This window comes from Candidatus Planktophila sp. (assembly GCF_036734405.1).
GTDB lineage: Bacteria > Actinomycetota > Actinomycetes > Nanopelagicales > Nanopelagicaceae > Planktophila.
In genome coordinates this window covers 34,663-49,478 of the sequence record NZ_DAIMYR010000004.1, presented here as the reverse complement: position 1 = coordinate 49,478, position 14,816 = coordinate 34,663, and the positions used below count along the sequence as shown (strand labels likewise).

15 protein-coding genes are annotated in these 14,816 nt (G+C 46.8%); 3 read left to right on the top strand and 12 right to left on the bottom strand.

All coding sequences use genetic code 11. The features are described from left to right. Positions 1–37: 37 nt before the first annotated feature. On the bottom strand, positions 38–2,278 hold the full coding sequence (gene pcrA / locus AC9UC2_RS05750; RefSeq protein WP_509526297.1) for a DNA helicase PcrA: 2,241 nt from the start codon (positions 2,276–2,278) through the stop codon (positions 38–40). A gap of 26 nt (positions 2,279–2,304) precedes the next feature. On the opposite strand from pcrA, the gene AC9UC2_RS05745 reads away from it, so the two are divergent. Together AC9UC2_RS05745 and AC9UC2_RS05740 are read left to right on the top strand one after the other, a co-directional pair. Beyond that, positions 2,305–3,030: a PIG-L deacetylase family protein gene (locus AC9UC2_RS05745; protein ID WP_509526295.1), complete on the top strand. Its 726-nt coding sequence runs from the start codon at positions 2,305–2,307 to the stop codon at positions 3,028–3,030. 22 nt (positions 3,031–3,052) lie between these two features. Further along, positions 3,053–4,375, top strand: a complete 1,323-nt coding sequence (locus AC9UC2_RS05740) for an MFS transporter (RefSeq protein WP_509526292.1) — start codon at positions 3,053–3,055, stop codon at positions 4,373–4,375. Between the two features lie 24 nt (positions 4,376–4,399). Here AC9UC2_RS05740 and AC9UC2_RS05735 read toward each other — a convergent pair whose 3' ends face one another. The 5 genes from AC9UC2_RS05735 to AC9UC2_RS05715 are packed head-to-tail and all read right to left on the bottom strand — an operon-like array spanning position 4,400 to position 9,822. Next, the gene (locus tag AC9UC2_RS05735; RefSeq protein ID WP_509526289.1) at positions 4,400–5,092 is read right to left on the bottom strand and encodes a peptidylprolyl isomerase; all 693 of its coding nucleotides are present in this window, start codon (positions 5,090–5,092) and stop codon (positions 4,400–4,402) included. A 39-nt stretch (positions 5,093–5,131) separates the two neighbouring features. Continuing rightward, entirely contained in the window at positions 5,132–6,682 is a 1,551-nt protein-coding gene (gene guaA, locus AC9UC2_RS05730) for a glutamine-hydrolyzing GMP synthase (RefSeq protein WP_509526287.1), read from the bottom strand. Then, complete coding sequence (locus AC9UC2_RS05725; RefSeq protein ID WP_509526284.1) at positions 6,675–7,787, bottom strand: GuaB3 family IMP dehydrogenase-related protein; 1,113 nt, start codon at positions 7,785–7,787, stop codon at positions 6,675–6,677. Before AC9UC2_RS05725 ends, guaA begins: the two co-directional genes overlap by 8 nt. Beyond that, on the bottom strand, positions 7,787–8,902 hold the full coding sequence (gene guaB, locus AC9UC2_RS05720) for an IMP dehydrogenase (protein WP_509526282.1): 1,116 nt from the start codon (positions 8,900–8,902) through the stop codon (positions 7,787–7,789). The genes AC9UC2_RS05725 and guaB overlap by 1 nt, the downstream gene beginning before the upstream one ends. A gap of 41 nt (positions 8,903–8,943) precedes the next feature. Next, positions 8,944–9,822, bottom strand: a complete 879-nt coding sequence (locus AC9UC2_RS05715) for a MerR family transcriptional regulator (RefSeq protein ID WP_509526280.1) — start codon at positions 9,820–9,822, stop codon at positions 8,944–8,946. Positions 9,823–9,932: 110 nt separating this feature from the next. Here AC9UC2_RS05715 and AC9UC2_RS05710 point away from each other — a divergent pair, with 110 nt between their 5' ends. After that, complete coding sequence (locus AC9UC2_RS05710; RefSeq protein ID WP_509526277.1) at positions 9,933–10,238, top strand: WhiB family transcriptional regulator; 306 nt, start codon at positions 9,933–9,935, stop codon at positions 10,236–10,238. A gap of 71 nt (positions 10,239–10,309) precedes the next feature. On the opposite strand, the gene groL is transcribed toward AC9UC2_RS05710, so the two are convergent. The 6 genes from groL to tsaE form a co-directional block, all read right to left on the bottom strand. Continuing rightward, positions 10,310–11,950 carry a chaperonin GroEL gene (groL, locus tag AC9UC2_RS05705; protein WP_509526275.1) on the bottom strand — a complete coding sequence of 547 codons (1,641 nt, stop codon included), beginning with the start codon at positions 11,948–11,950 and terminating at the stop codon, positions 10,310–10,312. After that, entirely contained in the window at positions 11,951–12,238 is a 288-nt protein-coding gene (groES, locus tag AC9UC2_RS05700; protein WP_445822238.1) for a co-chaperone GroES, read from the bottom strand. 137 nt (positions 12,239–12,375) lie between these two features. After that, the gene (gene tsaD / locus AC9UC2_RS05695; RefSeq protein ID WP_509526272.1) at positions 12,376–13,407 is read right to left on the bottom strand and encodes a tRNA (adenosine(37)-N6)-threonylcarbamoyltransferase complex transferase subunit TsaD; all 1,032 of its coding nucleotides are present in this window, start codon (positions 13,405–13,407) and stop codon (positions 12,376–12,378) included. Further along, positions 13,404–13,850 (bottom strand): ribosomal protein S18-alanine N-acetyltransferase, encoded by a 447-nt coding sequence (gene rimI / locus AC9UC2_RS05690; RefSeq protein ID WP_509526270.1) that lies wholly within the window; start codon positions 13,848–13,850, stop codon positions 13,404–13,406. Before rimI ends, tsaD begins: the two co-directional genes overlap by 4 nt. Next, positions 13,847–14,380, bottom strand: a complete 534-nt coding sequence (gene tsaB / locus AC9UC2_RS05685) for a tRNA (adenosine(37)-N6)-threonylcarbamoyltransferase complex dimerization subunit type 1 TsaB (RefSeq protein ID WP_509526267.1) — start codon at positions 14,378–14,380, stop codon at positions 13,847–13,849. Before tsaB ends, rimI begins: the two co-directional genes overlap by 4 nt. After that, on the bottom strand, positions 14,377–14,808 hold the full coding sequence (gene tsaE / locus AC9UC2_RS05680; protein ID WP_509526593.1) for a tRNA (adenosine(37)-N6)-threonylcarbamoyltransferase complex ATPase subunit type 1 TsaE: 432 nt from the start codon (positions 14,806–14,808) through the stop codon (positions 14,377–14,379). The genes tsaB and tsaE overlap by 4 nt, the downstream gene beginning before the upstream one ends. Positions 14,809–14,816: the final 8 nt, after the last annotated feature.

Genomic DNA, 14,816 nt, shown 5'->3' with positions numbered 1-14,816 from the left:
CAATCAGTTCAGTTCTGATGCGCTAATGAGGGTAATCCTAGAGCTTCTCAACGGGTGCATAACGCAGCAGCAAACGCTTCTCACCATATTGTCCGAAGTTAATTGTGGCTTCAGCCTTATCGCCTGCCCCAGCCACCGAAACTACGGTCCCCAAACCGAATGTGTCATGTGACACACGCTCACCGACAGCTAGCTCCATTGCAACGCTCTTCTTTCCTGTCGCTCTTGGCGGAGGCGTTGATGGAGTTCGTGTTTTTTTAATCAAAGATGGAGATACAGATGTTCCTGATTGATTACGCCATTCGATTACCTCTTCAGGAATTTCATCGAGAAAACGTGATGGTGGGTTGTAGTTAGGTGCGCCCCATGTAGATCTGTATTCGGCACGCGAAATATAAAGCCGCTGGCGTGCACGAGTTAAGCCAACGTATGCCAGACGACGTTCTTCTTCGATCTCATCTTTTTCTCCAAGGGTACGAGAGTGAGGAAAAATTCCATCTTCCATACCTGTTAAGAAAACTGTTGGAAACTCAAGACCCTTAGCAGTATGAAGAGTCATCATGGTTACAACTCCGCCATGATCTTCTCCCTCTGGAATTTCATCAGCATCTGCAACCAAAGAAACCTTTTCTAGAAAACCAGCAAGTGATATCTCTTCATCTTCGCCAAGTTCTTCAAACGGTCTTTCTTCGTATTCCATCGAAACTGCGACAAGTTCTTTTAAGTTTTCAACTCGAACTTCATCTTGTGGGTCGGTGCTATCGATCAGCTCTTTCAACAAACCTGATTGTTCAAGCGCGGCTTCAACAATTACAGATGGCTTGGTCTTGGCTTCGACTAATACGCTTAATGCACTGATCATGGAGGTGAACTCATTAATTGCTTGTGCAGCGCGTGAAGGCACCGATCCAACTTCTTGGCAGCGAAGCAAACCTTGCCAAAATGAAATGTTGTTATCTCTGGCAAACAAATCTACGTAATCCAGAGAAGTATCGCCAATTCCTCGTTTTGGAACATTGATGATTCGACGAAGCGAAATTTCATCTTCAGGGTTAGCCAGAACTCGCAAATACGCCAGTAAGTCCTTTACTTCACGACGCTCGTAGAATCGAAGACCACCGACAACTTTGTAAGGTAGCGCGCTGCGCATAAAGACTTCTTCAAATACACGTGATTGTGCGTTAGTGCGATAGAAAATTGCAGTATCACCAGGAGTAGAAACGCCTTCGCGTTGAAGTGATCTAATTTCATCAGCAATAAAGTTTGCTTCGTCATGCTCGCTTTCGGCGACATATCCAACCAGTGGTGTTCCAGAACCTGCATCTGACCACAAGTTTTTCTCTTTACGGCTTTCATTACAAGTGATTACGGCATTAGCAGCATTAAGTATGTTTTGCGTAGATCGATAATTTTGTTCCAGCAATACAGTCCGAGCGTTTGGATAATCCAATTCAAACTGCAATATGTTACGGATCGTCGCACCCCGGAAGCCGTAAATGGATTGATCTGCATCTCCTACAACGCACAGCTCTGCAGGTGGCTGGCCTTCAAGATCGGTCCCCACTAACTCTTTTACAAGAATGTACTGGGCGTGGTTTGTGTCTTGATACTCGTCAACTAAAACATGACGGAAGCGTGATCTAAATCGAGCTTTGGCTTCTGGGAAACGTTGCAAGGCTTCTACCGTTTTTAGAATCAAATCATCAAAATCCATTGCATTAGCCCGCATCAATCGTTGTTGATACACCGCATAAACATCGGCGACGACCTGTTCGAATTGATTAGTTGTTGAGTTCAGATAGTCCTGTGGGCCTAGCAACTCATTTTTTGCATTGGAAATCATGGACTGGAATTGACGTGCTGGATAACGCTTAGGGTCAAGGTTTAACTCTTTGGCCACAATAGTTATTAGTCGTTGCGAATCAGCAGAGTCATAGATGCTAAATGAGTTGCTGTATCCAAGACGTGTTGCTTCTTGGCGCAGGATGCGAACGCAGGCCGAGTGGAAAGTTGAAACCCACATGGATTTTGCAATTGGCCCTACAAGTTCGGCAACACGTTCTTTCATTTCCCCTGCAGCTTTATTTGTAAAAGTGATTGCAAGAATTTGATAGGGAGCAACATGTCTGCGCGACATCAAATATGCGATTCGACGAGTTAAAACTCGAGTCTTTCCTGACCCTGCACCTGCAACAACCAAAAGTGGCCCGCCTGCATGGGTAACCGCCTCCGCTTGTTGAGGGTTAAGTCCCTCAATGAGTGGATCGATTTCAGTCATAAGGTCGAGTCTATTAGGCTTCATGCATGGAACCGATCGCAGATACCGAGATCAAGCGAGTTTTGGTCGTCAATGCCCACCCTGACGATTCAGATTTTGGCGCGTCAGGAACTATTTCGCAGTGGATAAAAAAGGGAATTGAAGTCGCCTACGTCTTTTGCACAAATGGTGATCAAGGTGGCGAAGAGTCAGGTTTTACTAAAGAGGAAATGCCTGCCATCCGTCAGCGCGAGCAACGCGCTGCAGGTGCGGCAATTGGTGTCACTGACATAACTTTTTTAAATTATGTTGATGGACATTTAGAACCAACTCTTGCACTCCGCAAAGATATCGTCCGACAGATTCGAATTTCACAACCAGATCGCATTGTGTGTCAAAGTCCAGAACGCAATTGGGATCGAATTGGTGCAAGTCATCCAGATCATTTAGCTGCTGGAGAAGCAACTATCCAAGCTGTCTATCCTGATGCTCGTAACCCTTTTGCTTTCACTGATTTAATGGAAAAAGAAGGCTTACAGCCGTGGCGCGTGAAAGAGGTATGGGTATCTGGATTTGCCCACCCAGATCATTGGGTTGATATCACCGACACTTTTGATCTCAAGATGGCGGCGCTACATGCCCATGCATCCCAAACTGCACACAATAAAGATTTAGAAAAGATGGTTCGAGAATGGGGTCAGCGCAACGCAGGTATGGGCGGACTTCCAGAAGGTCGAATTGCTGAAGCTTTTAAGATTGTTAATACTGCGTAACAAAGCTAGCTAGGAGATCACAGTGAAGTCGTTAAAGGTTAAGACTAAACTGAGCGCTTCTTATTGGAAGTTGTGGGGCGCAACCACAATCTCAAACCTGGGTGACGGCATAGTTGCTATCGCATACCCATGGTTGGCATCTGCAGTTACACGATCACCTCTTCTCATCGCACTGTCGGCAGTGATCTCGCGCTTACCATGGCTCATTTTTACTCTGCATGCTGGAGTTATCACAGATCGATTTAATCGTAAACGAATAATTGTTGCGATGGACATCGTCCGCGGCTTACTTACCTTTGCAGTCGGAGTATTTGTTTACCTCGAAAGAGATTCCCTTCCGGCTCTTAACGAATTAACTTCTCTAACGAGCTTAGAAACCAATTACATGCTTTACTCTGTTATTCTGATGACTGGCTTTCTTTTCGGCCTAGCAGAAGTCTTGCGAGATAATTGCGCTCAAACCTTGATGCCAGCGATTGTTGAGGACAAGGATTTAGAGAAAGCAAATGGCCGAATGTGGTCTGCAGAATCTCTAGCAAACTCATTTATCGGTCCACCTCTTGGAAGTTTTATTATCGCGACTGCAGTATTTCTTCCATTTTTTGTTGATGCTGTCACCTTTTTTGTGGCAGCAGCACTCATCGCGGGAATGAAGCCGACGGTAAAAAGTTTTGAGCCGCAAGCAAAATCTGATCCGATCAATTTTCGACTCGAAATTAAAGAAGGTTTTTCTTGGCTCTGGAACCATGACTTACTTCGACCAATGGCGATCATCCTTGGATTACTAAACGGTATCGCATCACTTAGTGCGGCTGTCTATATTCTCTTCGCACAGGAAGTTCTAAATACATCGGTCTTTATCTTTGCAATTCTCGGAACAGCTACCGCCTTTGGCGGAATTCTTGGAGGACTACTCGGACCTAAGGTCTCGGAGAAGATCGGGAGTGGTCGATCGCTCGCAATAGCACTTTTTGTAATGCCATTTGGTGCGTTACTAATTGGATTTGCTTCAAAGTGGTATCTCGTTTGGGTGCTTGTATTTTTTCAAACATTCGCTGGCGTCCTATGGAATATCGTTACTGTTTCACTTCGACAGAGTCTGATTCCTGCAAATTTACTGGGTCGTGTAAACAGTGTTTATCGTTTCTTTGCTTGGGGGACCATTCCAATTGGCACTCTCCTCGGTGGAGGAATTGTATTTGCCTTGGAAGGAGTTATTGGCCGCGAAATGGCATTTCGATCTGTTTACTTTATTGGAGCAGGATTTGGATTTATCCTTTTCGTTTACGCGATCAGAGTTTTGACGACCGAGGCGATTGATAAGGCGCGTTCTTCGAGTTTGTAATTAACAAAACTTCGCTTACTTTATTCAGCTATTTGAAACCGTCACACGATTAATTGCGATTGGTTGATTAGGTGTGCCATCTGCGCCACCACCCTTAACGCCAGCTTTAGCAATCGCTTTCACGATATCCAAACCTTGAGTAATCGTTCCCCAAATTGTGTAATTTGCACCCAAAGTTGTGTCTGCAAAAACTAAGAAGAACTGACTTCCATTTGTTCCAGGACCTGAATTAGCCATTGCAACTGTTCCAGCTGGATAGTTGTTTAAAGATTCCGTTGGAAGATTTTCATCGCGGTATGTGAAGTTTGGTCCTCCACCACCTGTAGCCGTTGGATCTCCACACTGCAATACATATAAACCTTTAGTTGTTAAGCGATGACACAAGGAGTTATTGAAGTAGCCACCACGTGCAAGGGTGGCTAACTGAGTAATTGTGATTGGTGCCTTAGCTCCAACAGTTGTTACTACGATATTTCCGCAATTTGTTGCAAAAGTAAATGTACGTGGGAAGCGCTTCAATAATTTCTCAGCTGGTGCAACCAATGGAGGTGTGTGTCCTACTGCTCTAGTTTTTGTACATTTTATTTCAGAAACTTTTGCTGACTTACTTTTTGTGTTAGCAACAGCAGCAGGAGAAATAATTAATGATGAAGCAGATAATGCAGCTACTGATACCGCTGCAACGATCAATCTCTTCACGTGAACTCCTTTTGACATGGCCTAATAGTAAATCGAAACCCTGTGAAAACCCTTAATTTATTCCCATTCAATGGTGCCAGGTGGCTTGCTTGTTACATCAAGAACTACGCGATTGACCTGGCGGACCTCATTGGTTATGCGTGTAGAAATCTTTTCTAGAACCTCGTATGGGACGCGTGACCAGTCTGCGGTCATGGCATCCTCAGAAGATACTGGGCGCAAAACAATTGGGTGCCCATAGGTGCGGCCATCCCCCTGCACGCCGACACTTCGAACATCGGCCAAAAGAACAACTGGGCACTGCCAAATTTCGCGATCTAACCCAGCAGACTTTAACTCTGCTCTAGCAATTGCATCAGCTTCGCGCAATAAATCCAAACGTTCTTGTGTTACTGCGCCAACAATTCGAATCCCCAAACCTGGACCAGGAAATGGCTGTCGCCACACAATCTCTTCCGGTAATCCAAGTTCTAGACCAACCTGTCGGACCTCATCTTTAAACAAGGTGCGAAGCGGTTCTACTAATGTGAATTGCAGATCATCGGGTAAGCCGCCCACATTGTGATGCGACTTTATGTTTGCCGTCCCTGTTCCGCCACCAGATTCAACAACATCTGGATACAAAGTTCCCTGAACTAAGAATTCAACGTTTCCTTCTGCCGCGATATTGCGGGCAGCTGCTTCAAATGAACGAATGAATTCGCGTCCAATTATCTTTCGCTTTTCTTCTGGATCTGTAACATCCTTGAGTGCATCTAGGAACTGTTTCTTGGCATCGACAACTACTAATTGAACGCCGGTAGATGCCACAAAGTCTCGTTCTACTTGTTCGGCTTCACCTTTACGTAATAAACCATGATCGACAAAAACGCAGGTTAATTGATTTCCAACCGCCTGCTGGATTATTGCGGCCGCAACCGCCGAATCAACTCCGCCAGATAATCCACAAATTACTTTCTTGTCGCCAATTACTTGCTTGGCTTTTGCTATTTCAGTATCGGCAATATTTGTAGTTGTCCATGTCGCATCGCACTTTGCGATATTTACCAGCCAATTACTAAGGATTGCTTGCCCGTACTCACTGTGTAGGACCTCTGGGTGAAATTGAACACCCGCAAACAGCGCCGTTTCATTTTCGAAGGCAGCAATTGCGGTATCAGCAGTTGCGCCACACACAGTAAATCCTGCAGGAACTTTGCTGACTGCGTCACCATGTGACATCCACACTTTTTGCTGGGCTGGCAGTCCTGTAAACAACTTGGAAGTTGTAACCACTGTTGTGTCTGTGCGACCAAACTCTGATTTACCTGTTTGTGTTACAACACCGCCAAGTGCCACCGCCATGGCTTGGAACCCATAACAAATACCAAAAACTGGAACACCTAGCTTAAGTATTTCAGCATCCAATGCTGGAGCATTTTCTGCGTAGACGCTGGAAGGTCCACCAGACAAAATAATTGCAGCAGGATTCTTGGCCTTTACTTGGGCAGCAGTAATTGAAGATGGAACAATTTCTGAATAAACATGTGCTTCGCGAACACGTCGTGCGATTAATTGTGCGTACTGTGCGCCAAAATCAACAACTAGTACTCCGCGCGTTTCAGCCACGATGAATAAGAACCTCTACGCGCTGGAACTCCTTCACATCTGAGTAACCACATGTTGCCATTGCGCGACGAAGAGCTCCAAACAAGTTCATTGATCCATCTGCTGTATGTGAAGGTCCGAGCAAAATCTCTTCAAGGGTTCCAACAGTTCCAACATTGACGCGTTCACCACGTGGAAGAACTGGGTGGTGGGCCTCTGAGCCCCAGTGCCAACCAAGTCCAGGTGCTTCAACCGCTTTTGCTAAAGGTGATCCCATCATTACCGCATCTGCACCACATGCAATCGCTTTTGCAATATCACCGCTACGACCTACTGAACCATCTGCAATCACATGAACATAGCGTCCACCTGATTCATCAAGATATTCACGTCTGGCAGCAGCAACTTCGGCAACTGCAGATGCCATAGGAACTTCTACTCCTAATACTTTGCGCGTTGTATGTGTTGCGCCTCCACCAAATCCAACCAAAACTCCAGCTGCTCCTGCACGCATTAAGTGAAGGGCGGCTGTCGATGTTGCAACTCCACCAACAATTACCGGCACATCTAATTCATAAATAAACTTCTTAAGGTTAAGAGCTTCATCTGCCGCAGCAACATGTTCTGCTGAAACTGTTGTTCCGCGAATAATGAAAATATCTACTCCGGCAGCAATTACAGCTTTATGGAATTCAGCGGTGCGCGCTGGTGACAATGAAGCTGCAACAGTTACTCCAGCATCACGAATTTGCTGAATGCGTTCTTTAATTAATTCTGGACGAATTGGAGCGGCATAAATTTCCTGCATGCGCTTGGTCGCATGCTTATCGGGCATTGACGCAATTTCGCCCAAAGGAATTCGAGGATCGTCATAGCGAGTCCACAAACCTTCAAGGTTGAGAACACCTAGGCCACCAAGTTTTCCAATCGCGATAGCAGTCTCGGGTGAAACTACTGAATCCATTGGAGCTGCAAGCATTGGCAAATCAAATTTGTAGGCATCGATCTGCCAAGTAGTTGAAACATTTTCAGGATCGCGGGTACGTCGGCTAGGAACAATGGCGATGTCATCAAAGGAATAAGCGGTGCGAGCGCGCTTTCCTGGGGCGATTTCGATGTTATTCATTAGCGGCCCTTCTTCTGATAGTTCGGTGCATCAGCAACATGTGCCACATCATGAGGGTGGCTTTCTTGTAATCCTGCAGCGGTAATTTGAATCAAACGACCTTCGCGGCGAAGGGTTTCGATATCAGGTGCACCTGCATACCCCATACCTGAACGAAGTCCACCAACGAGTTGATGTACAACCTCAGCCACAGATCCGCGGAATGCAACCTTGCCTTCAATACCTTCAGGTACAAGTTTGTCTTCAGACAAAACATCATCCTGCATGTAACGATCCTTCGAATAAGACTTCTGCTCACCGCGAGATTGCATCGCACCTAGTGAACCCATACCGCGATAAGCCTTGTACTTGACGCCGTTAATTTCAATCAATTCACCAGGTGATTCTTCGCAACCTGCAAGAAGTGAACCCAACATCACTGAGTTAGCACCAGCGACAAGAGCCTTCACGATGTCACCTGAATACTGCAAGCCACCATCTGCAATTAAAGGAATGCCAGCTTTGTTACAAGCCTTTGATGCTTCCAAAATTGCCGTTACTTGTGGAACTCCAACACCTGCAACAACACGAGTTGTACAAATAGAACCTGGACCAACGCCCACCTTTACTGCATCAGCACCTGCATTAATCAGAGCTTGTGCACCTGCACGTGTAGCAACATTTCCGCCAATAATTTGGGTGTTTGGTGAGAATTTTTTAATGCGGGCGATTGAATCCAGAACTGCTCGGTGGTGACCGTGTGCTGTATCGACTACAACTACATCAACGCCGGCTTCGATCAAAGCTTGTGCGCGTGCAAAACCATCATCACCAACACCTACGGCCGCTCCAGCCAAACCAACATTCTTAACAAGTTTGACGTGAGTAACTTGGGCTTCAATCGGAAGGTTACGGTGGATGATTCCGATTCCGCCGGCTTTTGCCATGGCGATCGCCATTTCAGATTCTGTAACTGTGTCCATCGCTGAAGAAACCAGCGGTACCGCAATAGAAATATCTCGAGTTAATTGAGTAACTGTGCTGACTTCAGATGGGACAACATCAGATGCATCAGGCAGAAGTAAAACATCGTCGTAGGTGAGTCCAAGCATTGCGACTTTGTCTGTATCGCTCATGTGACCCCCTTCCCTATCGAAGGCCAAAGTCTATCGGGGCTTTAGAGCCCTACTGCACGCTCGATTTCAGCGCATGCTTGCGACAAATCGCTGACATGGGCCACAGGGCAATCCGCATTCACGCCCCAACCTGGACCACCGATGATGATGCGTGGGGCAGGACGGACAGCTGGAATATCTGTGTAAAAACGTGGATCACCGTTGCGTGGCAATTGTGCCCACAGGAAAACCGCCGGTGGAGCTGAACGCGTAATCACGCCACTGAGAGCTTCTAATGGTGTGCGCGCTCCAAGAAAATAGGTCGAAATATTTTTCTCTGCCAACGCCGATGCCAAAGCATGCAGTGCCAATGAATGCATTTCTTCGCCGACTGATGCGAGTAAAACAGGCCGCGGATTACATGGTTCGGAAACTCCCGAGGATTTCTCGCGCAAGACTCCCTTAAGAATTTCGGTAAGTAGATGTTCTACCTCAATACCGGTTTGTGTCTTTTCCCAATCTTCACCAATCAAAAACAAGAGCGGGACAATAACTTCAGACCACGAAGCAATTACTCCATGTTTTTCAATGTCTTTGCGCAGTGCATCTTCAACAAATGTTTTGTCCAATAATTTAGATGCGGCGTAAAGGGCTTCGACTAGCTCTTCGCGAACTTCAAAACTATCCATGATGTGTTCAACTGAAATTGGACCCTTGAAATCTTTTGCTTGCTGGGCTGCATCGGCCGGAGCTACCCCTGCCGTAATCAACTTTCGCATTGTGGTCAGGATCGCTAGATCTTGCGGGCAGTAACGACGATGCTCGCCCGCCTCGTGCGCTGAAGGTCCAAGGCCATAACGGCGGTCCCAGGTTCTAAGGGTTGCTGGAGCCACTCCTATGCGGCGAGCGACCGCGGCAACGGTCAATAGCTCCTCTTCCATGGGGCTATCGTGTCGTGAAGTGGTCCAACTCACCACCTGAAAACGCCATTTGAACAACTTATGGCACGGAAATACTTGAACAACCTATGGCGCGGTTGTACAGTATCGCCATGGCCGAAATTTCACGCTTACCCCGCCCCGTTGCTGATGAATGGGAGTGGCAGTACCAAGGTTCATGCCGCGAACTTCCTTCTGAGATGTTCTTTCATCCAGATGGAGAGCGCGGACCTCGCCGACGCAATCGCGAGAATACAGCGAAGGCTGTCTGTGCAGCATGTCCAGTGATCGCTGCATGCCGTGCACACGCACTTGCAGTGCAAGAGCCGTATGGAATTTGGGGAGGATTATCTGAAGATGATCGCCTAGCAATTCTTGGCAAGGACGGCGTTACTCCGGATATTTCACACGCTTCATAGTTTTCTTCCGACCTCGAGAAATAAAAAAGCCCCGCAGAGAAATCTGCGGGGCTTTTTCCATTCAATTTACTTTAGTGAGAGTGTCCACCTGGGCCATGTGAATGTCCATGTCCGCCGGCAGCATCAGCAGCTGCTTGCTCTGCTGGCTTCTCATAGACAACTGCTTCAGTTGTAATAAACATTGCGGCAATTGATGCAGCGTTTGCTAGTGCCGAACGAGTTACCTTTACTGGATCGATAACACCATCTGCAGCAAGATCGCCGTAGACATCAGTTGCAGCGTTGAAGCCCTCGTTGTGCTTCATTGCGCGAACCTTTGCAACTACTACGTAGCCTTCTAGTCCTGCGTTTTCTGCAATCCAACGAAGAGGCTCATCACACGCTTTGCGAACTAAACGAACTCCAACAGCCTTGTCGCCTGTGAATCCTAGATCGCCTTCGAGTGAATCAGCTGCGTGAACTAGTGCAGCACCTCCACCAACAACGATTCCTTCTTCAACAGCGGCGCGAGTTGCAGAGATTGCATCCTCTAGACGGTGCTTCTTTTCATTTAATTCAACTTCAGTATGTGCGCCAACCTTGATTACGCATACTCCACCAGCAAGCTTTGCCAGACGCTCCTGCAATTTTTCCTTGTCCCATGAAGAGTCGCTGTTTTCGATCTCCTTGCGAAGTTCAGAAACACGAGCAGCAACTGCTGCCTTATCGCCTGCTCCATCAACAATTGTTGTTGCATCTTTAGTAACAACGATGCGACGAGCTTTTCCAAGATCTTCAAGCGTTACTCCATCAAGCTTCATTCCAAGCTCTGAAGAAATTACCTGTCCACCTGTAAGGATTGCGATGTCCTGAAGCGTTGCCTTGCGGCGATCTCCAAAACCTGGCGCCTTAACTGCAGCTGAAGCAAAAACTCCACGCATACGGTTAACAACGAGGGTTGAAAGCGCTTCGCCTTCGATGTCTTCAGCGATAATCAATAGTGGCTTTGATGTCTGGGCAACCTTTTCAAGCAATGGCAATAGATCAGCCAGCGCAGAAATCTTGTTTGCTGAGATCAACACGTAAGCATCCTCAAGGATTGCCTCCATGCGATCTTGATTGGTAACAAAGTATGGAGAGATGTAACCCTTGTCGAATTGCATTCCTTCTGTGAATTCAAGATCTAGTCCAGTTGTTGATGCTTCTTCAACTGTAATAACTCCATCTTTACCCACACGGTCCATAGCTTCAGCAATTAGTTCGCCAATTGCGCGATCTTGTGCAGAAATAGTTGCAACATCTGCAATCTGTGGCTTTCCATTAACTGGAGTTGCCTGCTCACGGAGCTTTTCTGAAACCGCTGCTACGGCTGCTTCGATACCCTGCTTAATATCCATTGGCTGTGCGCCCGCTGCAAGGTTACGAAGTCCTTCTTTAACCATTGCTTGAGCAAGAACAGTTGCTGTTGTAGTTCCATCGCCTGCGACATCATTTGTCTTTGTCGCAACTTCTTTAACTAACTGAGCTCCCATGTTTTCTGCAGGATCTGAAAGTTCGATCTCCTTTGCAATTGTCACACCATCATTAGTGATGATCGGTGCGCCAAAAGACTTAGCGATAACAACGTTACGACCCTTAGGTCCAAGTGTTACTTTTACTGTGTCAGCAAGAATGTTGACACCACGCTCCATGGCGCGGCGTGCTTGCTCATCAAATTGAAGGCTCTTTCCCATTTACTTCTCGATTACAGCGAGAATGTCGCGAGCTGAAAGAACAAGTAGATCTTCTCCACCGTGCTTGATTTCAGTTCCGCCGTACTTGCTGTAAAGAACTACATCGCCAACCTTGACATCCATTGGAACGCGTACGCCATCATCAAAGCGACCTGGGCCTACTGCGATAACAGTGCCTTCCTGTGGCTTTTCTTTTGCTGTATCTGGGATAACAAGACCTGATGCTGTCGTTGTTTCAGCCTCATTTGTCTTGATAACAATGCGATCCTCTAGTGGCTTTACTGCCATGGTGTGCTCCTTCTAGTTTTACCTTTTGGTTTCCTCATGCGACCCGAATTAGCAGACTCAGGTCGTGAGTGCTAACGCAAACTCTAGGCGTGCTATTCCCCTGCAGCAAATCGAGGCAGCCACGCTGGAAATCGGAATTAGAGGCTGACGGTGGTCACAGGCAGGCTTGAATCAGCGTCAAAAGCCACTGGGCTGGGCATGCGGCCGGCTGAGACCATCAATGAGCCAAGGGCGGCGACCATCGCCCCATTATCAGTACACAATCCGGGGTTTGGAACGCGCAGCTGGATTCCGACCTTGTCGCACCGCTCCTGAGCCACGGCCCGAAGTCTGGAATTAGCCGCAACTCCGCCAGCGATCACAAGGGAATCAATCCCAGATTGCTTGCACGCAGCAAGGGCTTTCAACAACAAAACATCAACGATTGCTTCTTGGAAAGAGGCTGCAACATCTGCTCGTGCGTAATCTGGTGTTGCTTCTAAATATCTAGCAACTGCGGTTTTTAAGCCAGAGAAAGAAAAATCAAGAGGCCGGGTCTGCCAATCATTTGATGTTGTTAAGCCACGTGGAAAATCAATAGCGCTCGCATTTCCATCGTGTGCCAGTTTGTCTATTGCAGGACCGCCCGGGAAACCTAACTTCATTACGCGAGCAATTTTATCAAAAGCTTCTCCTGCAGCATCATCCATAGTTTCGCCAAGTTTTGTAATAGAGCCGGTAATGTCATCAACTTGTAGCAATGATGAATGACCACCGCTGACTAACAAAGCAATTGTTGGATCAAGCGGCTTGTCATGAGTTAAGTAATCAACACTGACATGTGCGGCTAAATGGTTTACTGCATAGATTGGTTTATTTAATCCCAGTGCTAAACCTGCCGCCGAGCCAACTCCAACCAAAAGGGCCCCAACTAATCCAGGTCCACCAGTTACAGCAACTGCATCAATATCTTTAAGAGAAATCTTTGAATCTTTCAATGCTTGATACAAAGTTGGAATCATTGCTTCTAGATGGGCACGACTTGCGATTTCAGGAACTACTCCCCCAAACCGTGCATGTTCTTCCACACTTGATGCGATTACGTTAGCTAGCAATGTGCGGCCACGAACAATGCCGACAGCGGTTTCATCACATGAAGTTTCGATTCCTAAAACAATTGGTTGGCTCATGGCAAATCCAATCGCATCACCACAGCATTTAACCCTGCACCAAAGTAATCCTTGCGAATGTTTAGTTTTGAATACCCCAAAGATTCATATAAACCAATTGCCTCGATGTTATCTACTTTGACTTCAAGCATCATTGCGATTGAGCCTTGCGCTGTAGCCCATTCGGTAATCATCCTCATCAATTGGCGGGCAATTCCTTTTCCGCGCTGGGCAGGAATAACGCCCACAGTCAGTACATCTGCTTCGGCGCCCCCTGGTGCGAAAACACCTGCGTATCCAATGATGTTGCGTGCTTCATCTACTGCAACAACAAAGTGGCGGGTTGGGCTAGAAAACTCTTCTTTGTATTGGGAAGCAGACCACGGTGAATATGGAAACAGCTCTCTATCCAGAGAAACAAAAACTGGAAGATCAAAGGCGTTAGCTTGGCGATAAGTAATCATCTATCAGCCGTTGCTACCGCGTCAGGTCTACGCAAATAAATTGGCTCGGTGATATTGCCAGGCAAATTGACCAATGACACCATGTCCGGAAAAAGATCTGCGTGAATTGGTGCACCCGTGACATCTGCCGGAAAATTAACTGCAGGTTGGCCAACTCGAACACCATTTGTATATCGCGCCCAGTAAACCTCTTTGCGACGTGCATCAACGGTGATGATGAAATCAGCTTCATTAATCTGTGCCGCAATTGCATCCAGGGAACAAACACCACGCACGGGTATTTCGCGGGCTAGCGCAAAACTTTGTGCAAATGCGATTCCTACTCGTAGCCCAGTAAATGGTCCTGGGCCCATTCCAACAATAACTTGATCAACATCGCTGATTGCTAACGCATCTTGAACTAATACTGGTAAGGATGGACCGTGCGCAGTTGCACCATCTCGAAAACCGTTATACAGAACAGTGCCTTTTTCAATTATTGCCACACTGGTTCGTGAAGTTGAAGTATCTATCGCTAAAACTTTGCTCATAACGAAAACCCTGCCCAGCGTGAACCGATGGGATTAACGTCAACTTTTCTTACGTCATCGCTTCGATCAATTGTGATTTCAAGGCGGTCTTCGCTTAATCGCGCTGATTCAGCACCGCCCCATTCGATTACGGTAATTGAATTCGCAATGTCTAGATCTAAATCATCTAAGTAAAGATTGGGGTTTTCAGAATCCACTAAACGGTATGCATCAACATGGATAAATGGAATTGCGGCTTTGTGAACTCTTGAAATAACAAAGGTTGGAGATGTAACTCCGGAAACACCAAGCCCTGCTCCGATTCCCCGAGCCAGAACTGTCTTGCCTGCGCCAAGTGGGCCATTTACAAGGAGTAGATCACCAGCACGCAGATGTGCGGCTAACTGAAGGCCAAGGTGATGCATGGCTTCCGGTGTTGCAATTGTGATCACTGTCT